Below are 25,233 nucleotides of genomic sequence, written 5' to 3' on the forward strand. Positions count from 1 at the left end.
TAAGCTGATTGCCGTTTGCCGGGCTGGTTGAGAGGCTGCTGCGAGTGTAGCGCCGGCCCCGTGTGGCCCAGGTACACAGCCCTGGCCAGCGCCATATTCAGACACAGGAGACAGCGATGCGATTGGTACTTCTCGGCCCCCCCGGCTCCGGCAAGGGCACCCAGGCCGTGCGCCTGAAGGAACACCTGCAGGTCCCGCACATTTCCACCGGCGACCTGCTGCGCGCCGAGGTGGCCGCCGAAAGCAAGCTGGGCATCGAGGCCAGGGAAGTGATGGCCCGCGGTGAACTGGTCTCCGACGAGATCCTGCTGGGCATGCTGGAAAACCGTTTTTCCCAGGAGGACACCAAGGGCGGTTTCATCCTGGACGGTTATCCGCGCAACCTGGCCCAGGCCGATGCGCTGACCGCATTGTTGGAGCGCATCGGGCAGCCGATGGACGCCGCGGTGCAGCTGGACGTGCCCTCCGAGCTGCTGGTGGAGCGCATCGCCGGCCGCGCCAAGGCCGAAGGCCGCGCCGACGACACGCCCGAGTCGGTGCGCACGCGCCTGAAGGTGTATTCGGATCAGACCGAGCCGGTAGTGGACTTCTTCCGCCAGCGCGGCAAGCTCAGCGTCGTCGATGGCGTGGGCTCGCTGGACGACGTGTTCGCACGCATCATTTCGGCGTTGAAGCCCGTGCCCGAGGTCGGCTGATCGCGCGATGAAACTGCATATCCTTGGCGTCGCCGGTACGTTCATGGGCGGCGTGGCAACGCTCGCCCGCGAGTTGGGCCATCAGGTGGAAGGCAGCGACCAGGCGGTGTACCCGCCGATGTCCACGCTGCTGGAAACGCTGGGCATCGAGCTGCGCCAGGGGTACGAGCCGGGCAACATCTCCGCTGACTGCGACCAGATCGTCGTCGGCAACGCGCTCTCGCGCGGCAACCCGGCGGTCGAACAGGTGCTCGATGACGGCCGCGACTACACCTCCGGCGCGCAGTGGCTGGCCGAGAACGTGCTGCCGGGGCGGGACGTACTCGCCGTCGCCGGCACGCATGGCAAGACCACGACCACCTCGATCCTGATGTGGCTGCTGGAGGCCGCCGGCCGCGGTCCGGGCTTCCTGATCGGCGGTGTGGCCGAGGACTTCGGGGTCTCCGCGCGCGTCGGCACCGGGCGCGAGTTCGTGGTCGAGGCGGACGAGTACGACACCGCGTTCTTCGACAAGCGCAGCAAGTTCGTCCACTACCGCCCGCTGGTCGCGATCCTCAACAACCTGGAGTTCGACCACGCGGACATTTTCCCCGACGTGGCCGCGATCCAGCGCCAGTTCCACCATCTGGTGCGGACCGTGCCGCGTCGCGGCTGCCTGGTCGTCAACGGCGAGGACGCGCACCTGGCCGAAGTGTTGGCGATGGGCTGCTGGACGCCGGTGCAGACTTTCGGCCTGGACGCCGCGGCGGCCGTCGCTCCGGTGTCCCCGGCGTTTGCATTCAACTGGACCGCCCGTCTGCTGGCCGAAGATGGCAGCCGCTTCGTCGTCGTCCACGACGGCGCAGAAGCGGGCGAAGTCAATTGGCCCCTGCTGGGCCGGCACAACGTCATGAACGCGCTGGCCGCATTGGCGACCGCGCACCAGGTGGGCGTCGAATTGCCGGACGTGCTCGCGGCGCTGGCAGGGTTCAGCAGCGTCAAACGGCGGATGGAGCGGGTCGGCGAGTGCGGCGGGGTCACCGTCCACGACGATTTTGCCCACCACCCCACCGCGATCGCGACCACCTTGGCGGGACTGCGCGCGCGGGTCGGTGACGCGCGCATCGTCGCGGCGCTGGAGCCGCGCAGCAATTCGATGCGCCTGGGCGCCCATGCCGACGCGCTGGCGCCTTCGCTGGCGCAGGCGGACGCGGTCGTGTTCCTGCATCGCCCCGAGCTGGCATGGGACGCGGGTGCGGTGGTCGCCGGACTGCGTGGTGAAGGCAGCACGGCGCCGGACGTCGAGAGCCTGGTGGCCGACCTGATCACACGGGCCCGGCCCGGTGACCACGTGTTGTTCATGTCCAATGGCGGTTTTGACAATGCGCCGCGCCGCTTCCTGGCCGCGCTTCAGGACCGGCCGCCACTGCGCTAGGCTGGGGCAATGCCCATCGAAACCGCTCCCGAGACGCTCCCTCTGTTCCCGCTGCCCACGGTGCTCCTGCCGGGCGCGCCGCTGGGACTGAGGGTGTTCGAGCCGCGCTACCTGGACATGATCCGCGAGTGCGGCCGCAACGAGTCGGGATTCGGCGTCTGCCTGATCCTGGAGGACGAGGGCGACGGCAAGACCCGGGGCGCCGCGGCGGCCTACGGCACCGAAGCGCGCATCGAGGATTTCGACCTGGGTGAAGACGGCCTGCTCACGCTGCAGGTGCGCGGGACACGCCGGTTCCGGGTGCGCGATGTGCACATCCGTGACAACGGTCTGCAGGTCGCCCGGATCGACTGGTGCGAGCCGGAGCCCGTATCCCTGCTGTCGCCTGAGCATGGGCTGCTGTCGACCTTGTTGCGCGGCATCCTGGAGCGCTTCGGCGGCGAGTACGCCAAGGCCGATCAGGCCCTGTTCGATGACGCGTCGTGGATCGGCTGGCGGCTGGCCGAGCTGTTGCCGCTGGAGGATGAGCAGCGCCAGCAGCTGTTGCAGATCGACGATCCCGATGAGCGCCTGGACCGCCTGCTGGTGCTGTTGCCCGACGAAACCTGAGGCCGGGTCCAGCGCCGGTCAGGGCCCGGTGCGCACGCGCAGCACGTTGACGCCGTTGTTTGGGTGCAGGCCCTGCTGCATGTCGAAGCCCTCCAGGGCGGCAGTCACCAGCGCGTGGGCCTCGCCGTCGTGTGGTCGCGGCAGCCACAACACCGCCGCGCCGAGCGGCTTGGCCAGGTGCAGGGTCTGGGTCGTGCCCAGCCACAGCGGCGCGCCGTCTTCCAGCAGTACCGGCGCCGACCACAGCCGCAGCGCATAGCGCTCGTGCGGAATGCGCCCGGGATGGAGCATCAGCAGGCTTTCGGCGTGCGCATCCAAGGTGGCCGGCAGGACCACCTGCTCGCCAATCGGCGTGTCGTCGTCCAGCAGGTTGAGCGTCGCGGCCCAGTCCGCCTGCGGCTGGACCTGCCAGCCGGCGGCTTCCAGGGCGGCCTGCAGCGGCGCCAGTGAGCCGGCGACCTGGACGTCCAGCGGCCAGCGGCGGCGGGGGTCGTTTTCGTTGCGTTGCGCTGGAAGGTTAGTCCAGCCGTCGCGCCACCAGCTGTCGCGTTCCACGTAGGTGGTCGGCGCGGCAGGCTCGAACAGGGGCAGCAGCCGGTCGGCCGCGCCCGGTGCGTGCCACAGGCCCGCGGCGATGAACGTGATGTAGAACACCGCCGCCAGCGGGCGCATCCAGAACGAGCGGGCGACATGGCTGCGATAGGCGATCCCCAGGATCAGCAGCCAGACCAGGCCGAACAGCGCGCTGCCGACCAGGTCGCTGAACCAGTGCGCGCCCAGATACAGCCGCGCGAAGGCCACCACCGCGGTGATTACACCCGCCAGCAGGTAGGGCCAGACGCGCTTTCGCCCCGGCAGTTCGCGCGCGATGAGCACGGCGAAGAAGCCGAACACGATGGTCGTCATCGTCACCGTGACCGACGGAAATCCGAAACCTGCGGGCGCGGTCGGCGGGCGCGGCATGTCGATGACCGCCTCCAGCAGCGCGGTCAATGCCAAACCGAACACCAGCGCGGCCAGCCAGTGCGCGGCAGCCATCCAGCGCCGCCGCCACAACAGGTAGGCCAGCGCCACCGCCGCGGCGGAGCCCAGCACCTGCATGTCGCCCAGGCTCGCCAGACCGGCCATCAGCCCATCGGCGAGCGGATTGCGCAACCCGTACATCACCGCGTTGATGTGGTGGTCGATCGCCAATGGGCCGCCGCTGGCGAGCAGGGTCGCCAACAGCGCAAAGCAGCCCCAGCTGATCGCCAGCAGGGAGACCGCAAGCATCGCCAGCGAGGCGGACTCCGGGCGGTTGGGGTCGACCAGGGCGCGCGCGTAGCGGCCCAGCTTGGGATGGCGGCGGGTCCACGCCAGCAAACGCGCGAGCGACACGTCGGCATTCTGGGCGAACCAGCGCCAGCTGTAGAGCACCATCGCCCAGACCAGCGCCACCGCGACCGCCAGTCCGCCCAGGGCGAGCGCGAGGCGGTCGGCCACTGCTGCGACCGCGTCGTAGGAAGCGCCGAGCACCCAACCCGGGGCGAGGAACAGCCCGGCCCACACCAGCGCGGCGAACGCGCTGGGGATCGCGTAGCGCTTGACCGGCATGTGCAGCATGCCGGCGATGGCCGGCACGAACGGACGCACCGCGCCGACGAAGCGCGCGATCAGGATGCTCTTGACGCCGTGGCGGCGGAACATCGTCTCGCCGCGATCCAGCCATTGCGGGTAGCGCAGGAACGGCCAGTGCGCGCGCAGCCGCTGCGGCCCAAGGTGGCGGCCGAACCAGTAACTCAAGCCATCGCCGGCAAATGCTCCCGCGGCCGCACATACCAGCGCATACGGCCCATTGACGTGGCCCAGGCCGATCAGCGCGCCCGCGGCGAACAGCAGCGGCAGGGCGGGGACCACGATGCCGACGATCACCAGCGCATCGCAGAAGGCGATCAGGAAGATGAGCGCGCCGGCTGCGATGGGGTGGGTACCGATCCAATCGGTAATGCTTTCGAGCCACGCGGGATTCATCGCGGCATTATGGCAGCGGCCAGCGCGACGGGCGCATGCAAAGAGGCCACCATGGCGCGCGTTGGAGGCAAGTCCGTAGACTTGCGCTCCATGTCCGTCAGCAAACCTCCGTTGGATACCGCCGATGCAGCCGTCGAGATCGAGGCGCTCAAGGCCGACAGCTTCGGCCGCATCTCCCTGATGCGCGGGCCGCAGGGCGTGTTCGTGCGCCGCGATCTGGGTCATGTGCCGCTGTGGCTGCGATTGCCGGCGTGGTGGCTGGCGCGGCGCGAGGCCCGCGGTTTGCAGCGTGTCATCGGCATGCAGGACGTGCCGCTTCTGCTCAACTGGGACGGACGCCGCCTCGACCGCAGCTATATGGCAGGCGCGCCGATGTACCTGGCGCCGCCGCACGACGACCTGGCCTACTTCCGCCAGGCGCGCCGGCTTTTGGGGCAATTGCACCGCTGCGGGCTGGCCCACAACGACCTGGCCAAGGAGGCCAACTGGCTGGTCCTGGACGACGGCCGCCCCGGCATCATCGACTTCCAGCTGGCGGTCCGCGGCAACCCGCGCTCGCGATGGATGCGCCTGCTTGCACGCGAGGACCTGCGCCATCTGCTCAAGCACAAGCGCACTTACTGCCCGCAGCACATCACGCCGGTGGAGCGGCGCGTGCTCAAGCGCCATTCGTGGGTGCGCGACGCGTGGTTCGCCACCGGCAAGCCGGTCTATCGGTTCGTCACCCGACGCTTGCTGAAGTGGGAAGACAACGAGGGCCGCGGCCCGCAGCCCTGACAGCGCGATCCGCTGATCGACGCGGCTGATCGACGGCGCTGATCCAGGGACGCCGGCCTACAATGGCCGCCTTCCCCGACCAGTCGAGCTGCCATGTCCAGCCTGTCCGGCAAAACCCTGTTCATCACCGGCGCCTCGCGCGGCATTGGTCGCGCCATCGCGCTGCGAGCCGCGCGTGACGGCGCCAATGTCGCCATCGCGTCCAAGTCCGCCACGCCCAACCCGAAGCTGGCCGGCACGATCCACTCGGTCGCCGCCGAGGTGGACGCCGCCGGCGGCAAAGGGCTGGCGCTCAAGTGCGATATCCGCGATGAGGACCAGGTCCTGGCCGCCGTCGCGGCAACCGTGGAGGCGTTCGGCGGAATCGACATCCTGGTCAACAACGCCAGCGCGATCTGGCTGCGCGGCACCCTCGACACGCCGATGAAGCGTTTCGACCTGATGCAGCAGGTGAATGCGCGCGGCAGCTTCCTGTGCGCGCAGGCCTGCCTGCCGCACCTGCTGAAGGCGGCCAACCCGCACATCCTCAGCCTGGCGCCGCCGCCCAGCCTGGACCCCAAGTGGTGGGGCCCGCACACCGGCTACACGCTCGCCAAGATGGGGATGAGCTTCGTGACCATCGGCCTGGCGGCGGAGTTCGGTCCGCAGGGTGTCGCCGTCAACGCGCTCTGGCCGCGCACGATCATCGCTACCGACGCCCTGAACATGATTCCCGGCATCGACATGGCGGGCTGCCGCACCCCGGAGATCGTCGCCGATGCCGCCCACGCCGTCCTGGTGCGCGAGGCCGCCGGGTTCCATGGCCAGTTCCTGATCGACGACGACGTGCTGGCCGAGGCCGGAGTGGAGGACTTTTCCGGGTACGCGGTCGATCCATCGCGCGAGCTCCTGCCCGACCTGTTCCTGTAATCGGGTCCACACCGATCCATCGCGCGCTTTTCGCGCCAATTTTTCGCGCCAATGAGGAGAGTCCGATGAAGTACCTGCACGCGATGCTGCGCGTCCATGACCTGGACGCGACCAGCCGGTTTTTCACCGAAGGCCTGGGCCTGAAGCAGACCCGGCGGATGGACAGCGAGGAGGGCCAATTCACCCTAGTGTATTTCGGCGCACCGGAGAATCCGCAGGCCGAGATCGAACTGACCCACAACTGGGGGTCGGATGAGGATTACGGCAACGCCCGCAACTTCGGTCATCTCGCGTTCGAAGTCGACGACATCTACGCGACCTGCGCGCACCTGCAGTCGCTGGGCGTGACCATCAACCGTCCGCCGCGCGATGGACGGATGGCGTTCGTGCTGTCACCGGACCGGATCTCCATCGAGTTGCTGCAGAAAGGCGAGCGCCTGCCGCCTGCGGAGCCCTGGGCTTCAATGCCCAATACCGGCCAGTGGTAGCGGCTCGCCGCTCAGTCCATCAGCTCCGGTAGCGCCCCGCCGCAACGGCGGCAGTAGCGGGCATCCGACTCGTGCCCTTCCAGCCCGCACACCGGACAGCCACGGTTGTCGTGGCGCTCGCGCTCGTTGCCTTTTGCCCGGCGCATGCTGGTGGCCAGTTCGGCGGTATAGATCCCTGTGGGCACGGCGATGATGCTGTAACCGATCAGGATCAGGGTGGAGGTGATCAAGCGGCCGATGCCGGTCTGCGGGGCGAGATCGCCGAAGCCCACCGTGGCCATGGTCACGATCGCCCAGTACATCCCGGTCGGAATGGTGCTGAAGCCGTATTCGGGGCCTTCGATGACGTACATCAGGGCACCGAAGATCAGCGCGATCGTCAGCAGCACACTGACGAACAGGAAGATCTTGCGCCGGCTGCGCCACAGCGCGCCCGTCAGGACACTGCCTTCCTCGACGTAGCGGGTCAGCTTGAGGATCCGGAACACGCGCAGCACGCGCAGGATCCGCACCACCAGCAAGGCCTGCGTGCCCGGCAGGAAGAACGACAGGTAGGTCGGCAGGATCGAGAGCAGGTCGATCACGCCCCACATGCTCAGCGCATACCGCAGCGGGCGCTTTACCACCACCAGCCGCAATAGATATTCGGCGGTGAACACCAGGGTGAAGCCCCACTCGATCCGGTACAGGGCCTGGGCGTGGTCGATGTGCAGCCAGGGGTCGCTGTCGAGCATGATCACGATCACGCTGGCGAGGATGGTCAGGATCAGCAGCAGGTCGAAGTTGCGCGCCGGCGGGGTGTCGTGGTGGTAGATGATCTCGAACCAGCGCCGCCGCCAACCGCTTTCGGTGGCGGGGTTGAGTTGAGGCGTGAACAACAGGCGCATCGCGTTCCTCCAAGCGCACCTCGACCGGCAGGTTGGGAAAGCCGGAGGGCGCGTGTATCGGGGAGAATACCTGCTCGCCCACCGCAGACCCGAGCGCCATGACCGATCCCGCCCAACTGCACCAGCTCAGCGAGCGCTACTACCTGCCGGTCTACCGGCCGCATCCGATCGTGCTCGACCGCGGCCAGGGCTCACGCGTGTGGGACAGCGCCGGTCGGGAATACGTCGACTTCGGCGCCGGCATCGCGGTCAATGCGCTGGGCCATGCGCATCCGGCGCTGATTGCCGCGCTGACTGCGCAGGCTGCCAAGCTGTGGCACACCAGCAACGTGTTTGTCAGCGAGCCGCCGCTGAAGCTGGCCCAGGCGCTGGTGGACGCGGCAGGTTTCGCCGAACAGGTGTTCTTCTGCAACTCCGGCGCAGAGGCCAACGAGGCGGCGATCAAGCTGGCGCGGCAGTGGGCGGCCGGGCAAGGCCGCGCGCCCGACAGGCGCGTCATCCTGACCTTCCGCGGCGGTTTCCACGGACGCACGCTGGCGACGGTGACGGCCACCGCGCAACCCAAATACCAGGCCGGTTTCGAGCCGCTACCGGGTGGCTTCCGCTACAGCGATTTCAACGACCTGCATGCCGCCGAAGCGGCGATGGCTGCCGGCGAGGTGTGCGCGGTGCTGGTCGAGCCGGTCCAGGGCGAGGGCGGGGTGACGCCAGCCACCGACGACTTCCTCCACAGCCTGCGGACCCTGTGCGATCGCCATGGCGCGCTGCTGATGCTTGACGAGATCCAGTGCGGAATGGGTCGCACCGGCACGCTGTTCGCCTGCGACGGCTACGGCGTGCGCCCCGACGTGGTGACCCTGGCGAAGGCGCTGGGAGCCGGCTTTCCGATCGGCGCGATGCTGGTCGGCCCGGCCGCTACCGGAGGCATGGGCTTCGGCCAGCACGGCAGCACCTTCGGCGGCAACCCCTTGGCCGCTGCGGTGGCGCTGGTGGCGCTGCGGGAAATCGCGTCCCCAGGCGTGCTGGCGAACGTGGCGCGTCAGGCGCAGGCACTGCGAGCCGGCCTGGAGGACATCAACCGTGGCTTGGGCGTATTCGGCGAGATTCGCGGCCGCGGATTGATGATCGGTGCCCAGCTGCGCCCGGACCGCGCCGGCGAGGCGAGCGCCATCCTTGGGCTCTGCCTGGAGCACGGCCTGCTGTTGCTGCAGGCGGGACCGGATGTGCTGCGCTTCGTGCCGGCACTGAACATCCGCGATGAGGACGTGGCCGAGGGCTTGCAGCGCCTTCGGCAGGCGTTTGAGGCGCATGTGGTTGCGACGCAGGGTGCTTTACCGGGCGCCACCCTTGGTACGATGAAGTAAGTCCGCAGGCGATATTTCTAGCGTGACGCGCCGCTGGCGCCGGGGCTTGCCGCGGCCTGGACAGACCGTTTTCGCAACTCCCGCGGCGCCGCCCACGTCGCCGCCGCGGGATCAGACCGTCAAGCCGCGGCAACCTCCGCGAATGCGCCGCGCGCCGCCTCCAGGGTCTGGGCGATTTCCGCCTCTCCGTGGGCGCTGGACATGAAGCCGGCCTCGAACGCCGACGGCGCCAGGTACACGCCACGATCCAGCATGGCGTGGAAGAACCTGCCAAAGCGCTTCGCGTCCGACGCCGCCGAATCCTCGAAGGTCTCCACCGGACCCTCGCGGAAATACAGGCCGAACATCGCTGGCGCACGCGTCGTGTGGAACGCGACGCCGGCCTCGCGCGCAATCTCCTCCAGCCCGTCGCAGAGCGCGTTGGTGCTCGCCTCCAGCGCCGCATGGAAGCCCGGCGCCTGGATCAGCTCCAGCGTGGCCAGCCCGGCCGCCATCGCGACGGGATTGCCGCTCAGCGTGCCCGCCTGGTAGATCGGTCCGCTGGGCGCCACCTGGCTCATCAGGTCGCGCCGACCGCCGTAGGCACCGACCGGCACGCCGCCGCCGATGATCTTGCCGAAGGTGCTCAGGTCGGGGGTAATGCCGTAGCGTTCCTGGGCACCGCCCAGCGCCACGCGGAAACCGGTCATCACCTCGTCGAAGATCAGCAGCGCGCCATGGCGCGTGCACAGGTCGCGCAGGTGCTGCAGGTAGCCATCGCGCGGCAGGATGCAGTTCGCATTGCCGACGATCGGCTCGATGATCAGCCCGGCGATTTCCTCGCCAACTTCGTCAAACAGCGCGGTCGCCGCGTCGAAGTCGTTGTAGGGCAGGGTCAGGGTGAGGTCGGCCAGCGCCTTGGGCACGCCGGGGGAGTTGGGCAGGCCGAACGTCAGTGCGCCGCTGCCGGCCTTGACCAGGAAGCTGTCGCCGTGGCCGTGGTAGCAGCCCTCGAACTTGACGATCCGCGTGCGCCCGGTGGCGCCGCGCGCCACCCGAATCGCCGACAGCGTCGCCTCGGTGCCGGAGTTCACCATCCGCAGCATCTCCATCGAGGGCACGATGCGGCTGATCGCCTCGGCCATCTCCACTTCCAGCGCGTTGGGCACGCCGAAGCTGAGCCCGTCACGCATGGTCCGCGCGACCGCATCCAGCACCTGCGGATGCGCGTGGCCGGCGATCATCGGGCCCCAGGAGCCGACATAGTCGATGTAGCGGTTGCCGTCGACGTCGAACAGGTGAGGCCCGAGTGCGCGTGCAGCGAAAAACGGTTCGCCGCCGACCGACTTGAATGCGCGTACCGGCGAGTTGACGCCGCCGGGAAGAAGCTCGGCGGCGAGGGTGAAGAGGGCGTGCGAACGGTCGTGATTCATCGATTTACTCGGAATGGGTGTGGGGTCTGATGGTGCGCGGCTGGATGGTGCGCCGCGTGCGACGGAGGCTATCGATCAAGGTGCCGTCGCGGACTGGAAGCACGCCAGGTAGCCGCGCACTGCAGCCGCCGGGTCGGGCGCATCGAACACGCCGCTGATGACGGCCAGCAGGTCCGCGCCAGCATCAACCAGCTGACGGCCATTCTCGGCGGTGATGCCGCCGATCGCCACCCGCGGCACGTTGAGCGACGCCGCCTTACGCAGGAGGTCCGGCGTCGCGCGTCGCGCCAGCGGCTTGGTGGCGGACTCGAAAAATGCCCCGAACGCGACGTAGCTGGCGCCAGCAGCGACCGCTCGTTGGGCAAGCTCCAACCGGTCGTAGCAGGAGGCGCCGAGGATTGCGTCCGCGCCGAGCGCGGCCCGCGCCTCTGCGAGCTCGCCATCGTCCTCGCCCAAATGGGCGCCATCGGCTCCCATCGATGCGGCGAGTCGCCAGTCGTCGTTGATGATCAGCGCGACGCCGTGCCGCGCACACAGGGGTTGCAACGCCGCCACCTGTTGCCGGCGCATCGCCTTGTCGGCGAGCTTGTTGCGGTACTGCAGCCATGTCGCACCCGCCGCAAGAACCGCATCGACCCGCGACAGCAGGCGCGCGGTGACACTCTCGTCCGGGGTGATCGCGTACAGGCCGCGCGGACTGCGGGTCTCATTCATCTGGCGCGTTGACCTCGGGCGGGGTAGTGGGACAATCAGGTCTTTCCGCGCGGCATTATCCCACCATGACCGAGAACGCGACTTCCGCCGAATACCGCACCTGGATGTGCGTGGTCTGCGGGTTCATGTACGAAGAAGCCGACGGCCTCCCAGAGGAGGGCATTGCTCCTGGCACCCGTTGGGAAGATGTTCCCGACACCTGGACCTGCCCGGACTGTGGCGTGACCAAGGATGACTTCGAGATGATCGAGGTCTAGCGCTGGCTCCCGGCGGTGGCATCGGGCACGCCAATCGCAGGTGAAATCCGCAGTACCGCGCCATTGCGCAGCCCTATCTGCGCTGCCTGGCCGGCATTGAGCTCCAGTACGAAGCGAGCGGGTGCGTCACTGGGGTACGGAGGGCAACGGTCTCCCGCCGAGCATGGCGGCACGTCACGTTGCTGGGATACCAGGCGTCGCTCATTGTCGAAGTAGAGGATGTCCAGCGGGATGCGGGTGTTTTTCATCCAGTACGCCTGGGGTCCCTGCTCGTCGTGAATGAAGAGCATCCCGTGGCCGTCTTCCAGCGAATCGCGGTACATCAACCCTTGTGCGCGGCTGGCTGCATCCGCCGCCACCTCCACCTGGTAGCGCGTCCCTTCCAGCTCGACCCACCGGTCCATGCCGGATGCGCAGCCAGACAACAGCCATCCCATCAGTACACCCAGTGCCATCCGTCCCGCGTGTGCCATGCGCCGATCCATTCCTGTAGAGCTCGTAGGCGACCTTCCGGCACCTGCCGGCGTTCCGTCAAGCGCTGCGGCGACGAGCTGCATCGCGCCAACAGGCCTGAAACGGGCTCTCGACGCACTATTTCTTCCAAACCCCTTCACAACCCCGTCGCACAGGTGCATACTTTGCGGCCCGCCCCGGTCTGGACGACGCGGCAGGGTGAAGCGCCCGGTTCAGGTTTGGATGTTGACGCACCGGAAAAAGGCGCTAAGATGGTCGGCTCGCCACAGCGCATAGCGCGTCGGCGGGTTCAGCGGAAAACGGATGTGACGAAGTTGTTGACGTCCCCTTGATCCGCTGTATGATGTGCGGCTCCCTTGAGTGCTTCGGCATCAAGGCACGGAACGCGGCGTTGAGGCCGGTTCCGATGATCTTTGACAGTGTGCGCAGGTGACTTGTGCGGGCGTCTGGCCGGTGGACGGTTGTCCATTAGCAGATGTTCGACACAGTCCAAATGAAACAGATGCAGGCATCGCAAGATGCGTGTAGTTGAGTTATTTGGGTCTGGATAGACACTGCACTCAAAGCATAGGCAGAGCGAGACGCCCTTAAAAGCGTGGAGCCGAGTCGCAATACTTAAGTGAAGAGTTTGATCCTGGCTCAGAGTGAACGCTGGCGGCAGGCCTAACACATGCAAGTCGAACGGCAGCACAGGAGAGCTTGCTCTCCGGGTGGCGAGTGGCGGACGGGTGAGGAATACGTCGGAATCTGCCTTTTTGTGGGGGATAACGTAGGGAAACTTACGCTAATACCGCATACGACCTACGGGTGAAAGCGGAGGACCTTCGGGCTTCGCGCAGAAAGATGAGCCGACGTCGGATTAGCTAGTTGGAGGGGTAATGGCCCACCAAGGCGACGATCCGTAGCTGGTCTGAGAGGATGATCAGCCACACTGGGACTGAGACACGGCCCAGACTCCTACGGGAGGCAGCAGTGGGGAATATTGGACAATGGGCGAAAGCCTGATCCAGCCATGCCGCGTGTGTGAAGAAGGCCTTCGGGTTGTAAAGCACTTTTGTACGGGAAGAAAAGCAACCGGTTAATACCCGGTTGTTCTGACGGTACCGTAAGAATAAGCACCGGCTAACTTCGTGCCAGCAGCCGCGGTAATACGAAGGGTGCAAGCGTTACTCGGAATTACTGGGCGTAAAGCGTGCGTAGGTGGTCTGTTAAGTCTGATGTGAAAGCCCTGGGCTCAACCTGGGAATGGCATTGGATACTGGCAGTCTAGAGTGTGGGAGAGGGTAGTGGAATTCCCGGTGTAGCAGTGAAATGCGTAGATATCGGGAGGAACATCCGTGGCGAAGGCGACTACCTGGACCAACACTGACACTGAGGCACGAAAGCGTGGGGAGCAAACAGGATTAGATACCCTGGTAGTCCACGCCCTAAACGATGCGAACTGGATGTTGGGGACAATTGAGTCTTCAGTATCGAAGCTAACGCGTTAAGTTCGCCGCCTGGGAAGTACGGTCGCAAGACTGAAACTCAAAGGAATTGACGGGGGCCCGCACAAGCGGTGGAGTATGTGGTTTAATTCGATGCAACGCGAAGAACCTTACCTGGCCTTGACATGCACGGAACTTTCCAGAGATGGATTGGTGCCTTCGGGAACCGTGACACAGGTGCTGCATGGCTGTCGTCAGCTCGTGTCGTGAGATGTTGGGTTAAGTCCCGCAACGAGCGCAACCCTTGTCCTTAGTTGCCAGCACGTAATGGTGGGAACTCTAAGGAGACCGCCGGTGACAAACCGGAGGAAGGTGGGGATGACGTCAAGTCATCATGGCCCTTACGGCCAGGGCTACACACGTACTACAATGGTGGGGACAGAGGGCTGCAAACTCGCGAGAGCTAGCCAATCCCAGAAACCCCATCTCAGTCCGGATTGGAGTCTGCAACTCGACTCCATGAAGTCGGAATCGCTAGTAATCGCAGATCAGAATTGCTGCGGTGAATACGTTCCCGGGCCTTGTACACACCGCCCGTCACACCATGGGAGTGGGTTGCTCCAGAAGTAGCTAGTCTAACCCTCGGGAGGACGGTTACCACGGAGTGATTCATGACTGGGGTGAAGTCGTAACAAGGTAGCCGTATCGGAAGGTGCGGCTGGATCACCTCCTTAGAGACATAAAGGCAGCACCAAGCCTGTCAGGCGTCCGCACAAGTGACCTGCATTCAGAGTTCCGGTTGATCGCAAGATCAATGCGGGAGCGTCCGTTTTTGCGTATCGGCCATGGCCGCGACGTGGATTAGCACGGGGCTTTAGCTCAGCTGGGAGAGCACCTGCTTTGCAAGCAGGGGGTCGTCGGTTCGATCCCGACAAGCTCCACCACGTTGATGTCCTGTAGCGCTCGACTTTTGGGTCTGTAGCTCAGGTGGTTAGAGCGCACCCCTGATAAGGGTGAGGCCGGTGGTTCGAGTCCTCCCAGACCCACCAAACCAACGCTTCCTGGACATTCTGAATGAGACTGCGCACACACACATAGATTTGAAGCGGATGGGCATTGTGGCCGATTCGCGTTCTTTGAAAATTGGGACGTAGCGAGCGTTTTGAGACGGAATGTCCATGACGTGTCGTAGAGGCTAAGGCGGGGGACTTGATCCCCTAATATTTGAAGTGAGACGTTGTGTTCGCGCAACGTATGACTCTGAGGCGACTTGGGGTTATATGGTCAAGCGAATAAGCGCACACGGTGGATGCCTTGGCGGTCAGAGGCGATGAAGGACGTGACAGCCTGCGAAAAGCACGGGGGAGCTGGCAATAAGCTTTGATCCCGTGATGTCCGAATGGGGAAACCCACTGCGCAAGCAGTATTGCATGGTGAATACATAGCCATGCAAGGCGAACCCGGTGAACTGAAATATCTAAGTAACCGGAGGAAAAGAAATCAACCGAGATTCCCTGAGTAGTGACGAGCGAACGGGGAACAGCCCTTAAGTTGATTGAGTTTTAGCAGAACAACCTGGAAAGGTTGGCCATAGACGGTGACAGCCCGGTACGCGAAAAGGCTCTTTCAATGAAAACGAGTAGGGCGGGGCACGAGAAACCCTGTCTGAACATGGGGGGACCATCCTCCAAGGCTAAATACTACTGACCGACCGATAGTGAACCAGTACCGTGAGGGAAAGGCGAAAAGAACCCTGGTGAAGGGAGTGAAATAGACCCTGAAACCGTGTGCGTACAAGCAGTAGGAGCTCCTTCGTGGAGTGACTGCGTACCTTTTGTATAATGGGTCAGCGACTTACAGTTCGTGGCAAGCTTAACCGTATAGGGGAGGCGAAGGGAAACCGAGTCTGAATAGGGCGCATAGTCGCGGGCTGTAGACCCGAAACCGGGTGATCTAGTCATGCCCAGGGTGAAGGTACCGTAACAGGTACTGGAGGCCCGAACCCACTCCCGTTGCAAAGGTAGGGGATGAGGTGTGATTAGGAGTGAAAAGCTAATCGAACCCGGAGATAGCTGGTTCTCCTCGAAAGCTATTTAGGTAGCGCCTCGGACGAATACTGCTGGGGGTAGAGCACTGTTATGGCTAGGGGGTCATTGCGACTTACCAACCCATGGCAAACTCCGAATACCAGCACGTACTATCCGGGAGACACACGGCGGGTGCTAACGTCCGTCGTGAAAAGGGAAACAACCCAGACCCACAGCTAAGGTCCCCAATCAGTGCTGAGTGGAAAACGATGTGGAAAGGCACAGACAGCCAGGAGGTTGGCTTAGAAGCAGCCATCCTTTAAAGAAAGCGTAATAGCTCACTGGTCGAGTCGGTCTGCGCGGAAGATTTAACGGGGCTAAGCATTGAACCGAAGCTTGGGGTGCATACTTTGTATGCGCGGTAGAGGAGCGTTCCGTAAGCCGTTGAAGGTGGATTGAGAAGTCTGCTGGAGGTATCGGAAGTGCGAATGCTGACATGAGTAACGATAATGCGGGTGAAAAACCCGCACGCCGAAAGCCCAAGGTTTCCTTGCGCAATGTTAATCAACGCAGGGTGAGTCGGCCCCTAAGGCGAGGCAGAAATGCGTAGTCGATGGGAAGCAGGTTAATATTCCTGCACCTCGCGTAAGTGCGATGGAGGGACGGAGAAGGTTAGGTATACCGGGCGTTGGTTGTCCCGGGGAAAGCAGGTAGGCGGATCCCTTAGGCAAATCCGGGGGGTCATCAACGCCGAGCAGCGAGACCAGTCCATTAGGACGAAGTTACCGATACCACGCTTCCAGGAAAAGCTCCTAAGCTTCAGCTTACGCAGACCGTACCGTAAACCGACACAGGTGGGCAGGATGAGAATTCTCAGGCGCTTGAGAGAACTCGGGTGAAGGAACTAGGCAACATGGCACCGTAACTTCGGGAGAAGGTGCACCCCTGATGGTGGCTCATGCGAGCTATAGCTGTCGGGGGTCGCAGTAACCAGGCCGCTGCGACTGTTTATCAAAAACACAGCACTCTGCAAACACGAAAGTGGACGTATAGGGTGTGACGCCTGCCCGGTGCTGGAAGGTTAATTGATGGGGTCAGCCGCAAGGCGAAGCTCTTGATCGAAGCCCCAGTAAACGGCGGCCGTAACTATAACGGTCCTAAGGTAGCGAAATTCCTTGTCGGGTAAGTTCCGACCTGCACGAATGGCGTAACGATGGCGGCGCTGTCTCCACCCGAGACTCAGTGAAATTGAAATCGCTGTGAAGATGCAGCGTTCCCGTGGCAAGACGGAAAGACCCCGTGAACCTTTACTATAGCTTTACACTGAACGTTGAGTTCGTCTGTGTAGGATAGGTGGGAGGCTGTGAAACCAGGACGCTAGTTCTGGTGGAGCCAACCTTGAAATACCACCCTGACGTGCTTGACGTTCTAACCTAGGTCCGTTATCCGGATCGGGGACCGTGTATGGTGGGTAGTTTGACTGGGGCGGTCTCCTCCTAAAGTGTAACGGAGGAGCTCGAAGGTACGCTCAGCGCGGTCGGACATCGCGCACTGTGTGCAAAGGCATAAGCGTGCTTGACTGCAAGATCGACGGATCAAGCAGGTAGGAAACTAGGACTTAGTGATCCGGTGGTTCTGTATGGAAGGGCCATCGCTCAACGGATAAAAGGTACTCCGGGGATAACAGGCTGATACCGCCCAAGAGTTCATATCGACGGCGGTGTTTGGCACCTCGATGTCGGCTCATCACATCCTGGGGCTGTAGTCGGTCCCAAGGGTATGGCTGTTCGCCATTTAAAGTGGTACGCGAGCTGGGTTCAGAACGTCGTGAGACAGTTCGGTCCCTATCTGCCATGGGCGTTGGAGATTTGAGAGGGGCTGCTCCTAGTACGAGAGGACCGGAGTGGACGAACCTCTGGTGTTCCGGTTGTCACGCCAGTGGCATTGCCGGGTAGCTATGTTCGGAAGCGATAACCGCTGAAAGCATCTAAGCGGGAAGCGCGCCTCAAGATGAGATCTCCCGGGAGCTTGACTCCCCTGAAGGAACCATCAAGACCAGGTGGTTGATAGGCAGGGTGTGTAAGTGCAGCAATGTATTGAGCTAACCTGTACTAATGATCCGTGTGGCTTGACCATATAACCTCAAGTGGCCTTGGACTCGACGACGCGTCGACGACATTCCAGACCAGAACAATCACTCGCTACGTCCCACCCTCTGCAAGCTGGCGCACCCGTGCGCTGCTTCACCCCCTTGCCCAGTGACAATAGCTGTGTGGCACCACCCGATCCCATCCCGAACTCGGAAGTGAAACGCACACGCGCCGATGGTAGTGTGGCTTAAGCCATGCAAGAGTAGGTCATCGCTGGGCATTTACACCAAACGCCGGATCCCGCAAGGGTCCGGCGTTTTTCTTTGTGCGCCAAACGGGCGAAACACCTGACGGGTCTTCTGCAAGCACACGCCGGGAGTCTTATGGCGACGTTGCATTGATTCAAACAGGGGATCAGGCAAACAGTAGATCAGGCGTTCACCGCAGCTTGCACGAGCAGCACGATTACACAGACCAACCCGACGACCGAGACGATGCTGCGCGGAGTCACAGCGGTACATTACGCACAGGCAAAAGAAAGGCGCCGCAGCAAGGTTGCTGGGCGCCAATCTCTACATCATGCAGGAAGTCAGAGGATTCGCAGCGGCTCGCCACCGACAATCACCACGTCCGCCGCTCGCCGGGCAAACAGGCCCACCGCAACCACGCCGGGAATCTGGTTGATGGCGCTCTCCAACGCCAGTGGATCCGTAATGGCCAAGCCGTGGATATCCAGGATCAGGTTGCCGTTGTCTGTAACCACACCCCGCTCGTTGGCGTCCTGGCGCCATACCGGTTGGGCGCGTGTCATGGCCAGGATCTCCCTGGCGACGAGGCTTCGCGCCATCGGGATCACTTCGACCGGCAGCGGGAATTTGCCGAGCACATCAACCTGCTTGCTGGGGTCGACGATGCAGATAAACCGGGCGCTGGCTTCGGCGATGATTTTTTCCCGGGTCAGCGCCGCACCACCCCCCTTGATCAGCCGCTTGTGCGGGTCGCATTCGTCGGCGCCGTCAACATAAAGCGAAAGTGGCCCCGTGGCGTTCAGGTCATACACGTCGATGCCGGCCGCGCGCAGTAGCTCGCTGCTCTGATCCGAGCTGGAAACCGCGCCTTTGATGCGATCTTCCATGCGCCCGAGCGCATCGATGAACCAGGCGACGGTTGAACCGGTGCCGACTCCAATGATGGAGCCGGGTTCCACATACTCAATGGCCTTCTCTGCGGCCAGCCGTTTGGCGTCGGACATCGGGAACTTACTCGAGGGAAAGGAGGAATTTGTATTGGTCGGCAGCGACAGGAAAGACCGAAAGGCGATTGCCGCGGCGGATCAGGGCGAACTCCTCGCCGAGCTCATCGGCGTGGCCCTTGATCTCCTCAAGTGGAATGATTCGGTCCAGTTTGCGCTCGAAGCTGATGTCCACCAGCTGCCATCGTGGTTCTTCGCGGGTGGCTTTGGGGTCGTAGTATTTGGAGTCCGGATCAAACTGGGTCTCGTCGGGATACGCGGTGCTGGCCACGGTCGCAGTTCCTGCGATCCCCGGCACCTTTGTGTTGGAGTGATAGAACAGCACCCCGTCACCGACCTTCATGCCATCGCGCATGAAGTTTCGCGCCTGATAATTGCGAACCCCGTCCCAGGGCTCTGTCCCGACGCGCTGCAGGTCATCGATTGAAAACGCGTCAGGTTCGGACTTCATCAGCCAGTAGCGACGCCGTTTGCTCATGGGAACTCCTGATCGGGGGACGGTGAATTCCTGCTGCCCGCAAGGTCGCTTGCCGATCGGAAGTCCCAACTCCGCGTCTCGCAGCAGACTGCGTCCAGCGGCACGTCCCACGGGGCTGCCTCGATGGCCTCCTGTTGCTGCAGCTCGAATGCGGCACCTACCAGCCAAGGCGGGGCAGCGCCGTCCTTGCGGAAGGCGAAGCTGCGATCATACCAACCGCCGCCCATGCCAAGACGCGCACCCTGCAGGTCGAATGCGACCAGCGGGAGCACCACCAGGGTCAGGTCCTGTGGACGGAGGAGGCTGCCAGATGACACAGCCGGCTCTGGAATTCCGTAGCGGTTGTTGATCAGCGGATCCCCCGGCCGCCACGGCGAGAAGCCGAGTCGTTCGCCATCAAGCACGGGCAGGCAGTAGATGCATTCGCCGGGGAGGTTGAGCTGCCACGTGTGCAAGGCGATCTCGCCATCCATCGCCCAGTAGCCGGCGACGTATCCACTCGCTGGAGCAAACGGCAGGCTGAGGAGGTTCGCCGCAAGGGTGTTGGCAGCAGCAACGCGTTGTGCTGGCGGAAGTTCGCGACGCTTTTGGCGCATCCTTTCGCGTAGCTGGCGACGCTGCGCCGGTAAGTCGTCGGTCATCCTGCAGGAATCCGTTTCGCGCGCGGATAGGGTCCGTTCCACGAGAGGCTGTCGCAGCCTGGGTCCAACGATCGCCGCGCTCCCCCGGGCAGTCCGCACCCTGCTGGGAAATAATGAGATCCTCCGCCGATGTCGATGCGCGCGAAACGACCTTGAACCCGGGGTTCAAGTGGGAACGCTTGTCGGTCTTCGGGCTTTCCGCTACCAGGGCGGACTTGCACTCCGGACTTCCGTTGCATCCCCGCGGTCGCAATTAAGGGCCAAGGCGAATGTTTGCGCGCGCTGTCGTCCACAGCAGAGGACGAGTGGGAAGTATAGCGCGGGTCGGTGATCCCGGGGCGCTTGATCGGCGCTCGCGTTCAGGCGGATGAGTCGTTGAAGAGCCCGTCCAGCTTGCGATTGAGTTCGCCGAAGCTGCGCGAGAGATCTTTTTCGCGACGAGCGGTTTCCTCGCGCAGTTGCTCAAGGTCGTGGGCGAGGTTCAGCGCCGCCAGCACGGCGACCCGATCCAGCGCGGCCATCCGGTTACCGCCGCGAATCTCGCGCATCTTGCCATCGAGCATCTTCGCCGCAGCAAGCAGGCTGTCGCGCTCTTCTGCGACGCAGCCCACCGTGTATTCGCGGTCGAGCAACTGGATGCTGACGGGCTTCGCGTCGCTCATGTGTGCTGCTCCAGCGACTTGAGACGCACGATCATTCCTTCCACGCGTGTCCTGGCCTGCTCGTTCTTGGCCAGGAGGGCGGAACGTTCGTTGGAAAGCGTTTCCTGTTGCTGCCGTAAACTGCGGTTTTCGTCCTGAAGACGACGCATGCGTTCGGCCAACAGCTCAACTCGATCGAGCAAGGCTTGCATCTGGTTGAGCAATTCGGCGCGATCCATCTCCGCACGATAGGCAGGGGCTGGCGGTCGGTCAAGGACGCCGTGGCGAGCGACATTCAGAAAGCCGGCGCTCCGGCCCAGGAGCGATCCTGGATAAACCTTGTGACCTCGGCGGCAGGCATCGGCTCGGCCAGCCAGTAGCCCTGGATCTCATCGCAGCGATGGTCACGCAACCATTGCGCCTGGGTGCTGGTTTCCACGCCTTCGGCAACGACAGTCAGGCCCAGGGAGTGGCCCATGGCGATGATGGTGGTGGTGATTGCGGCGTCGTCGGTGTTTTCGGCAAGGTCGTCGATGAACTCCTTGTCGATCTTGAGCATCGTGATCGGAAGGCGCTTCAGGTACGCCAGCGAGGAGTAGCCGGTCCCGAAATCATCGATCGCCAGGTTCACCCCGATGCGCCGGAACTGTTGCAGTGAAATGGACGCTTCGGCCGGGTTGTCCATCAACACGCTCTCGGTGAGTTCCAGCTCCAGGCGGTTGGCGGGAATGCCGGTCTTCGCCAACACGCGCTCTACCACCTGCGGAAACTCGCCACGCAACAGCTGCAGCGACGAGACGTTCACGGCGATCGGCAGGTCGGTGAGTCCCGCTTCGCGCCAGTTTGCCAGCGCGCGGCACGCCTCGGTCAGCGCCCATTCGCCGATCTCCAGGATCATCCCGGTTTCTTCGGCGAGCGGGATGAACTGGGCCGGATGGATCTGGCCGTGCTCCGGACTGTGCCAGCGAAGGAGCGCCTCGACACCGGCGATCTGGTTGCTGACCAGCGACAGGCGGGGCTGATAGGCGAGCGACAACTCGTTGCGATCCAACACCGTGCGCAGGGCCGCGGACAGGGTGGCCCGGCGCTGGACATCGAGATCCATGGCCGCCTCGTAGCGCATCGAGGTCCGCCGCCCGACGGCTTTCGCCCGATACATCGCGGTGTCTGCCTGGCGGATCAGCTCACTGGCGATCTGCGCATCGTCCGGGTAGACGCTGATGCCGATGGACGGCGAGATGATCACTTCCTGGCCCTCGCCGAAGGTCACCGGCGACTCGAAGGCGGCGATCAGGCGCTGGGATGCCGTGGTCGCTTCCTCGACGGAGGCGATATTTTCCAGCACCAGCACGAACTCGTCCCCGCTGAGGCGCGCGGCCGTCTGCTGTGGACCGGCAAACGCGTGCAGCCGGGTAGCGACCGCGCGCAGGATGCGGTCGCCGACGCCATGGCCGAGGGAGTCGTTGATGTCCTTGAAACGGTCGAGATCCACGAACAGCACGCCGATGCGCGTGTTGCTGGCACGGGCGCGCACAATCGCCGCCGCTATGCGCTCCAGCAGGAGCGTCCGGTTTGGCAGCCCGGTGAGCGGATCGTAGTTGGCGAGATAGCGCAACTCCTGTTCGGCGCGTTTCTTTTCCGTGATGTCGTTGAGCACTGCAATGTAATGGCTGCGCCGACCGTCGCGCTCGCCGACGGAGCTCACGCGCAGCAGGCAAAGGAACTCGTCCCCGTCCCTGCGCCGCATCCAGAGTTCCCCCGACCAGCGACCGTCGCGCAGGAGGTCGTGGCGCAGTCGGCGATGGAATTCGATGTCATGCCGGCTGCTGTCCAGGACGCTTGTCGAGCGCTCCAGTACATCGCCTGGATCGTGGCCGGTGATGCGGGTAAACGCCGGGTTGACGGAAATAAAATGGAAGTCACGGTCGAACACGGCGACCGCCTCGTCCATGCTGCGCAACACCTCGCTGGCAATACGTCGCTCGTGCTCCGCGCTGCGGCTGTCGGTGACGTTGCGCACCGTGCCGGCAACGCGGGACGCCCTGCCATCGGCTCCGCGCTCGACGACTTTCCCGCGTGCCCGCACCCAGCACCATCGATGTCCCTCCGCCCGCCGTGTGCGGTGCTCGCTGCTGAAGATCGGCGTGGTGCCGCGCAGGTGTTGGCGAAATGCGTCCTGTACCTGGTCCAGGTCATCGGGATGGATCGTGAGGTCGTGGACCCCGTAGCGCTCCACCGTTACCTCGGGTTGATCGAGCGAGCTCGTCGAGACGCGGGTGTGATGCACCTCCTGGGTGGCGAGATCGTAGTCCCAGAACTGCTCGCCGGATGCCCACAGCGCGAGTTTGAGGCGCTCGTCGCGTTCCTCGATGCGGTTTTCCCAGACCTCCGTTTTCCGCCCTCGCTGTCGGACATGCCATATGAGCGTCACCACGGCGATCAGGGCCAGCAACGCGAGCACGCTGAGGATCAGTGGGTTGCCCGGAACGGCAATTGGGTTCACGCGAGCAGCGCCACTTTCGTCTCCGCAAAGCTGCTTTCGCGCGCTACCCACCTGGTCGACGCCCGCCGCCAGCTGCACTGACAGCGGTGGGCGTCATCCGGGCGAGAACCGGCCGCCGGGGGGCGGCTGGCGGGGGTTGCGCTGGCGGTTACTGGCAGCAGCACTTCAGCGTCGCTCCGGGTCCAGATCCCGCCCAGTGTAGGCACGCGCGCGGGGACTGAACAAGCTCGTCGCCGTGGGGCTTGATAAACTGGCGTGCCTCCCCCTGGTGCCTGTTCATGTCGCAAGAACCGAACTCCGGATTGCCGGCCATCTCCGAGGTCGAAGCACAGATCGCGCGCCTGTCCCTGTCATCCAATGCCGCCGAATTGCATGGATCCCTCTGCGGGTGGCTTTCCGGCGGCGGGGCCGGGCAGGGCGACTGGCTGGCAAAGGTGCTGGTGGACGACGACGTCCCTGCTCCTGAGCCGGGCAGCCCCCTCGACGAGCTGCGGATAGCGTCTGCTGCGCAGCTGGCCGACCGCAGTTTCGACTTCGAATTGCTGCTGCCCCACGCCGACGCGTCACTGGCCGTGCGCAGCGGCGCGGTGTTCGACTGGTGCCGCGGCTTCCTGGGCGGGTTCGGTCTGGCCGCCGGGGCGGAACCGCCGTTGTCGGCCGAAAGCCTGGAAGCCCTGGGCGATCTGGCCAAGTTGGCCGCCGCCCAGGCCCAGGACGACGGCGACGAGGATGATGAAGAGGCGCTGGTGGAGATCGAGGAATTCGTCCGCGTGGCGACCTTGTTGTTGCATGGCGATTGTGTGCTCGCCGCGCAACACCGGCAAAGGCTGCACTGAGTTGGCGGCACCGCTGTCAATGCCGCCCAAGGCCTACGCCCGGCGCCGCAGGTCCTTGATGGAAGTGGCTGGCGACGACTCGATCCTGATCCTGCCGGCAGCGCTGGAGCGCATCCGCAATCGCGACACCCACTATCCCTACCGGCAGGATTCCGACCTGCTCTACCTCACCGGTTTTCCCGAGCCCGAGGCGGTACTGGTGCTGGTGCCAGGACGCGCCCACGGCGAGTGCATCCTGTTCTGCCGCGAGCGCGACCCGGACCGCGAGGCCTGGGACGGTCCGCGCTTTGGTCCCGAGGGCGCGGTGGACGCTTTCGGCCTGGATGACGCGTACCCGATCACCGACCTGGACGACATCCTGCCCAGCCTGCTGGAAGGGCGCTCGCGGGTGTATTACCACTTCGGCCGCGATGCGGAGTTCGACCTCAAGCTGATCGGCTGGGTGAACCGCGTGCGCGCGATGATGAAGATGGGCAACAAGCCGCCGCACGAGTTCCTTGAGCTGGGTCACCTGCTGGACGAATTGCGCCTGTTCAAGGACCGTGACGAACTGCGGATGATGCAGAGATCAGCGGATATCACCGTCGCCGCGCATCAGGCGGCGATGCGCGCGGTCCGCTCCGGCATGTTCGAGTACGAATTGCAGGCCGAGCTGGAGCGGGTGTTCCGCGCCAACGACGCCGTGCCGGCCTACAGCAGCATCGTCGGCGCGGGCGCCAACGCGTGCGTGCTGCATTACGTGGCGAACAACGGGCCGGTCAACGACGGCGACCTGGTGCTGATCGACGCGGGCGCGGAATACCGCGGCTACGCCGCCGACATCACCCGCACATTCCCCGTCAGTGGCCGCTTCAGCAAGGAGCAACGCCTGTTGCATGACCTGGTTGGCGCCGCCCATGCCGCTGCGCTCGCCGTGGCGCTGCCGGGCATGCCCTACGAAGCCGGCCACCTGGCCGCGACCGAGGTGTTGACCGCGGGGCTGCTGAGCCTGGGCCTGCTGAAGGGGACGCTGGAGCAAAATCTGGCCGAAGGCAGCTGCCGGCGCTTCTTTCCGCACAAGACCGGGCATTGGATCGGCCTGGACGTGCACGACGTGGGCGACTACCGCATCGAGGGCGAATCGCGCCTGCTCGAGCCCGGCATGGTGTTCACCATCGAGCCGGGGCTTTACGTGCGTGCTGACGACACCAGCGTCGCGCCGCGCTGGCGGGGAATCGGCATCCGCACCGAAGACGATGTCGCCGTGACCCGGACCGGGCACAAGGTCCTGACCGGCAAGCTGGCGCGTAGCGCGGACGAGATCGAGGCCTTCATGGCGGAGGTTTGAG

General features: G+C 64.2%; 21 protein-coding genes, 2 tRNA genes, 3 rRNA genes and 1 other RNA gene. 15 read left to right on the forward strand and 12 right to left on the reverse strand.

Going from position 1 to position 25,233, the window contains the following annotated elements; genetic code table 11:
- The first annotated feature begins 116 nt into the window (after window positions 1-116).
- The 3 genes from INQ42_RS03000 to INQ42_RS03010 are packed head-to-tail and all read left to right on the forward strand — an operon-like array spanning window position 117 to window position 2,718.
- Window positions 117-695, forward strand: a complete 579-nt coding sequence (locus INQ42_RS03000) for an adenylate kinase (protein ID WP_194035078.1) — start codon at window positions 117-119, stop codon at window positions 693-695.
- Between the two features lie 7 nt (window positions 696-702).
- Window positions 703-2,109 carry a UDP-N-acetylmuramate:L-alanyl-gamma-D-glutamyl-meso-diaminopimelate ligase gene (gene mpl / locus INQ42_RS03005; RefSeq protein ID WP_194035079.1) on the forward strand — a complete coding sequence of 469 codons (1,407 nt, stop codon included), beginning with the start codon at window positions 703-705 and terminating at the stop codon, window positions 2,107-2,109.
- Between the two features lie 9 nt (window positions 2,110-2,118).
- Window positions 2,119-2,718: an LON peptidase substrate-binding domain-containing protein gene (locus tag INQ42_RS03010; protein ID WP_194035080.1), complete on the forward strand. Its 600-nt coding sequence runs from the start codon at window positions 2,119-2,121 to the stop codon at window positions 2,716-2,718.
- Between the two features lie 18 nt (window positions 2,719-2,736).
- Here the strand turns inward: INQ42_RS03010 and INQ42_RS03015 are convergent, their stop codons facing one another.
- Window positions 2,737-4,728 (reverse strand): bifunctional DedA family/phosphatase PAP2 family protein, encoded by a 1,992-nt coding sequence (locus tag INQ42_RS03015; protein ID WP_194035081.1) that lies wholly within the window; start codon window positions 4,726-4,728, stop codon window positions 2,737-2,739.
- A gap of 90 nt (window positions 4,729-4,818) precedes the next feature.
- Between INQ42_RS03015 and INQ42_RS03020 the strand changes: the two genes are divergently transcribed.
- From INQ42_RS03020 to INQ42_RS03030, 3 genes are all read left to right on the forward strand, one after another.
- On the forward strand, window positions 4,819-5,505 hold the full coding sequence (locus tag INQ42_RS03020) for a protein kinase family protein (RefSeq protein ID WP_194035082.1): 687 nt from the start codon (window positions 4,819-4,821) through the stop codon (window positions 5,503-5,505).
- Between the two features lie 93 nt (window positions 5,506-5,598).
- Window positions 5,599-6,414, forward strand: coding sequence for an SDR family oxidoreductase (locus INQ42_RS03025; RefSeq protein WP_194035083.1), 816 nt, complete (start codon window positions 5,599-5,601; stop codon window positions 6,412-6,414).
- A gap of 65 nt (window positions 6,415-6,479) precedes the next feature.
- Complete coding sequence (locus tag INQ42_RS03030; RefSeq protein ID WP_194035084.1) at window positions 6,480-6,902, forward strand: VOC family protein; 423 nt, start codon at window positions 6,480-6,482, stop codon at window positions 6,900-6,902.
- 11 nt (window positions 6,903-6,913) lie between these two features.
- Here the strand turns inward: INQ42_RS03030 and INQ42_RS03035 are convergent, their stop codons facing one another.
- Window positions 6,914-7,789: an ion transporter gene (locus INQ42_RS03035; protein ID WP_194035085.1), complete on the reverse strand. Its 876-nt coding sequence runs from the start codon at window positions 7,787-7,789 to the stop codon at window positions 6,914-6,916.
- A gap of 98 nt (window positions 7,790-7,887) precedes the next feature.
- On the opposite strand from INQ42_RS03035, the gene INQ42_RS03040 reads away from it, so the two are divergent.
- Window positions 7,888-9,153: an aspartate aminotransferase family protein gene (locus tag INQ42_RS03040; protein ID WP_194035086.1), complete on the forward strand. Its 1,266-nt coding sequence runs from the start codon at window positions 7,888-7,890 to the stop codon at window positions 9,151-9,153.
- Between the two features lie 119 nt (window positions 9,154-9,272).
- Here INQ42_RS03040 and hemL read toward each other — a convergent pair whose 3' ends face one another.
- Both hemL and thiE read right to left on the reverse strand, forming a co-directional pair.
- Window positions 9,273-10,565 (reverse strand): glutamate-1-semialdehyde 2,1-aminomutase, encoded by a 1,293-nt coding sequence (hemL, locus tag INQ42_RS03045; protein ID WP_194035087.1) that lies wholly within the window; start codon window positions 10,563-10,565, stop codon window positions 9,273-9,275.
- A gap of 75 nt (window positions 10,566-10,640) precedes the next feature.
- The gene (thiE, locus tag INQ42_RS03050; RefSeq protein WP_194035088.1) at window positions 10,641-11,279 is read right to left on the reverse strand and encodes a thiamine phosphate synthase; all 639 of its coding nucleotides are present in this window, start codon (window positions 11,277-11,279) and stop codon (window positions 10,641-10,643) included.
- A gap of 65 nt (window positions 11,280-11,344) precedes the next feature.
- Between thiE and INQ42_RS03055 the strand changes: the two genes are divergently transcribed.
- Entirely contained in the window at window positions 11,345-11,536 is a 192-nt protein-coding gene (locus INQ42_RS03055) for a rubredoxin (RefSeq protein ID WP_194035089.1), read from the forward strand.
- Here the strand turns inward: INQ42_RS03055 and INQ42_RS03060 are convergent.
- The gene (locus INQ42_RS03060) at window positions 11,533-11,991 is read right to left on the reverse strand and encodes a DUF192 domain-containing protein (protein ID WP_194035722.1); all 459 of its coding nucleotides are present in this window, start codon (window positions 11,989-11,991) and stop codon (window positions 11,533-11,535) included. The two genes, INQ42_RS03055 and INQ42_RS03060, sit on opposite strands and share 4 nt — an antisense overlap.
- A gap of 635 nt (window positions 11,992-12,626) precedes the next feature.
- Here INQ42_RS03060 and INQ42_RS03065 point away from each other — a divergent pair.
- The 5 genes from INQ42_RS03065 (at window position 12,627) to rrf (ending at window position 17,833) form a co-directional block, all read left to right on the forward strand.
- Window positions 12,627-14,171 (forward strand): 16S ribosomal RNA (locus tag INQ42_RS03065).
- A gap of 134 nt (window positions 14,172-14,305) precedes the next feature.
- A tRNA-Ala gene (locus tag INQ42_RS03070) sits at window positions 14,306-14,381 on the forward strand.
- A gap of 28 nt (window positions 14,382-14,409) precedes the next feature.
- Window positions 14,410-14,486 (forward strand) — tRNA-Ile (locus INQ42_RS03075).
- Window positions 14,487-14,719: 233 nt separating this feature from the next.
- Window positions 14,720-17,600 (forward strand): 23S ribosomal RNA (locus INQ42_RS03080).
- A gap of 118 nt (window positions 17,601-17,718) precedes the next feature.
- Window positions 17,719-17,833 (forward strand): 5S ribosomal RNA (gene rrf, locus INQ42_RS03085).
- The 16S, 23S and 5S rRNA genes sit together here with 2 tRNA genes alongside, the layout of an rRNA operon.
- A 310-nt stretch (window positions 17,834-18,143) precedes the next feature.
- Here rrf and rpiA read toward each other — a convergent pair.
- From rpiA to INQ42_RS03120, 7 genes are all read right to left on the reverse strand, one after another.
- Window positions 18,144-18,806, reverse strand: a complete 663-nt coding sequence (gene rpiA, locus INQ42_RS03090) for a ribose-5-phosphate isomerase RpiA (RefSeq protein ID WP_194035090.1) — start codon at window positions 18,804-18,806, stop codon at window positions 18,144-18,146.
- Window positions 18,807-18,813: 7 nt separating this feature from the next.
- A complete protein-coding gene (locus INQ42_RS03095; protein ID WP_194035091.1) occupies window positions 18,814-19,284 on the reverse strand; it encodes an EVE domain-containing protein in 471 nt (156 codons plus the stop codon).
- A complete protein-coding gene (locus tag INQ42_RS03100) occupies window positions 19,281-19,925 on the reverse strand; it encodes a 5-formyltetrahydrofolate cyclo-ligase (RefSeq protein WP_194035092.1) in 645 nt (214 codons plus the stop codon). Before INQ42_RS03100 ends, INQ42_RS03095 begins: the two co-directional genes overlap by 4 nt.
- 116 nt (window positions 19,926-20,041) lie before the next feature.
- Window positions 20,042-20,229: non-coding RNA, 6S RNA (gene ssrS, locus INQ42_RS03105), on the reverse strand.
- A gap of 55 nt (window positions 20,230-20,284) precedes the next feature.
- Window positions 20,285-20,587 carry a cell division protein ZapA gene (locus INQ42_RS03110; protein WP_194035093.1) on the reverse strand — a complete coding sequence of 101 codons (303 nt, stop codon included), beginning with the start codon at window positions 20,585-20,587 and terminating at the stop codon, window positions 20,285-20,287.
- The gene (locus INQ42_RS03115; protein ID WP_043957880.1) at window positions 20,584-20,805 is read right to left on the reverse strand and encodes a TIGR02449 family protein; all 222 of its coding nucleotides are present in this window, start codon (window positions 20,803-20,805) and stop codon (window positions 20,584-20,586) included. The genes INQ42_RS03110 and INQ42_RS03115 overlap by 4 nt, the downstream gene beginning before the upstream one ends.
- A 56-nt stretch (window positions 20,806-20,861) precedes the next feature.
- A complete protein-coding gene (locus tag INQ42_RS03120) occupies window positions 20,862-23,069 on the reverse strand; it encodes a putative bifunctional diguanylate cyclase/phosphodiesterase (protein ID WP_194035094.1) in 2,208 nt (735 codons plus the stop codon).
- A gap of 278 nt (window positions 23,070-23,347) precedes the next feature.
- On the opposite strand from INQ42_RS03120, the gene INQ42_RS03125 reads away from it, so the two are divergent.
- Together INQ42_RS03125 and INQ42_RS03130 are read left to right on the forward strand one after the other, a co-directional pair.
- Complete coding sequence (locus tag INQ42_RS03125; protein ID WP_194035095.1) at window positions 23,348-23,905, forward strand: UPF0149 family protein; 558 nt, start codon at window positions 23,348-23,350, stop codon at window positions 23,903-23,905.
- Between the two features lie 19 nt (window positions 23,906-23,924).
- Complete coding sequence (locus tag INQ42_RS03130; RefSeq protein ID WP_194035096.1) at window positions 23,925-25,232, forward strand: aminopeptidase P N-terminal domain-containing protein; 1,308 nt, start codon at window positions 23,925-23,927, stop codon at window positions 25,230-25,232.
- The last annotated feature ends 1 nt before the right edge of the window (window position 25,233 follow it).

Source organism: Lysobacter avium (genome assembly GCF_015209745.1).
GTDB lineage: Bacteria > Pseudomonadota > Gammaproteobacteria > Xanthomonadales > Xanthomonadaceae > Novilysobacter > Novilysobacter avium.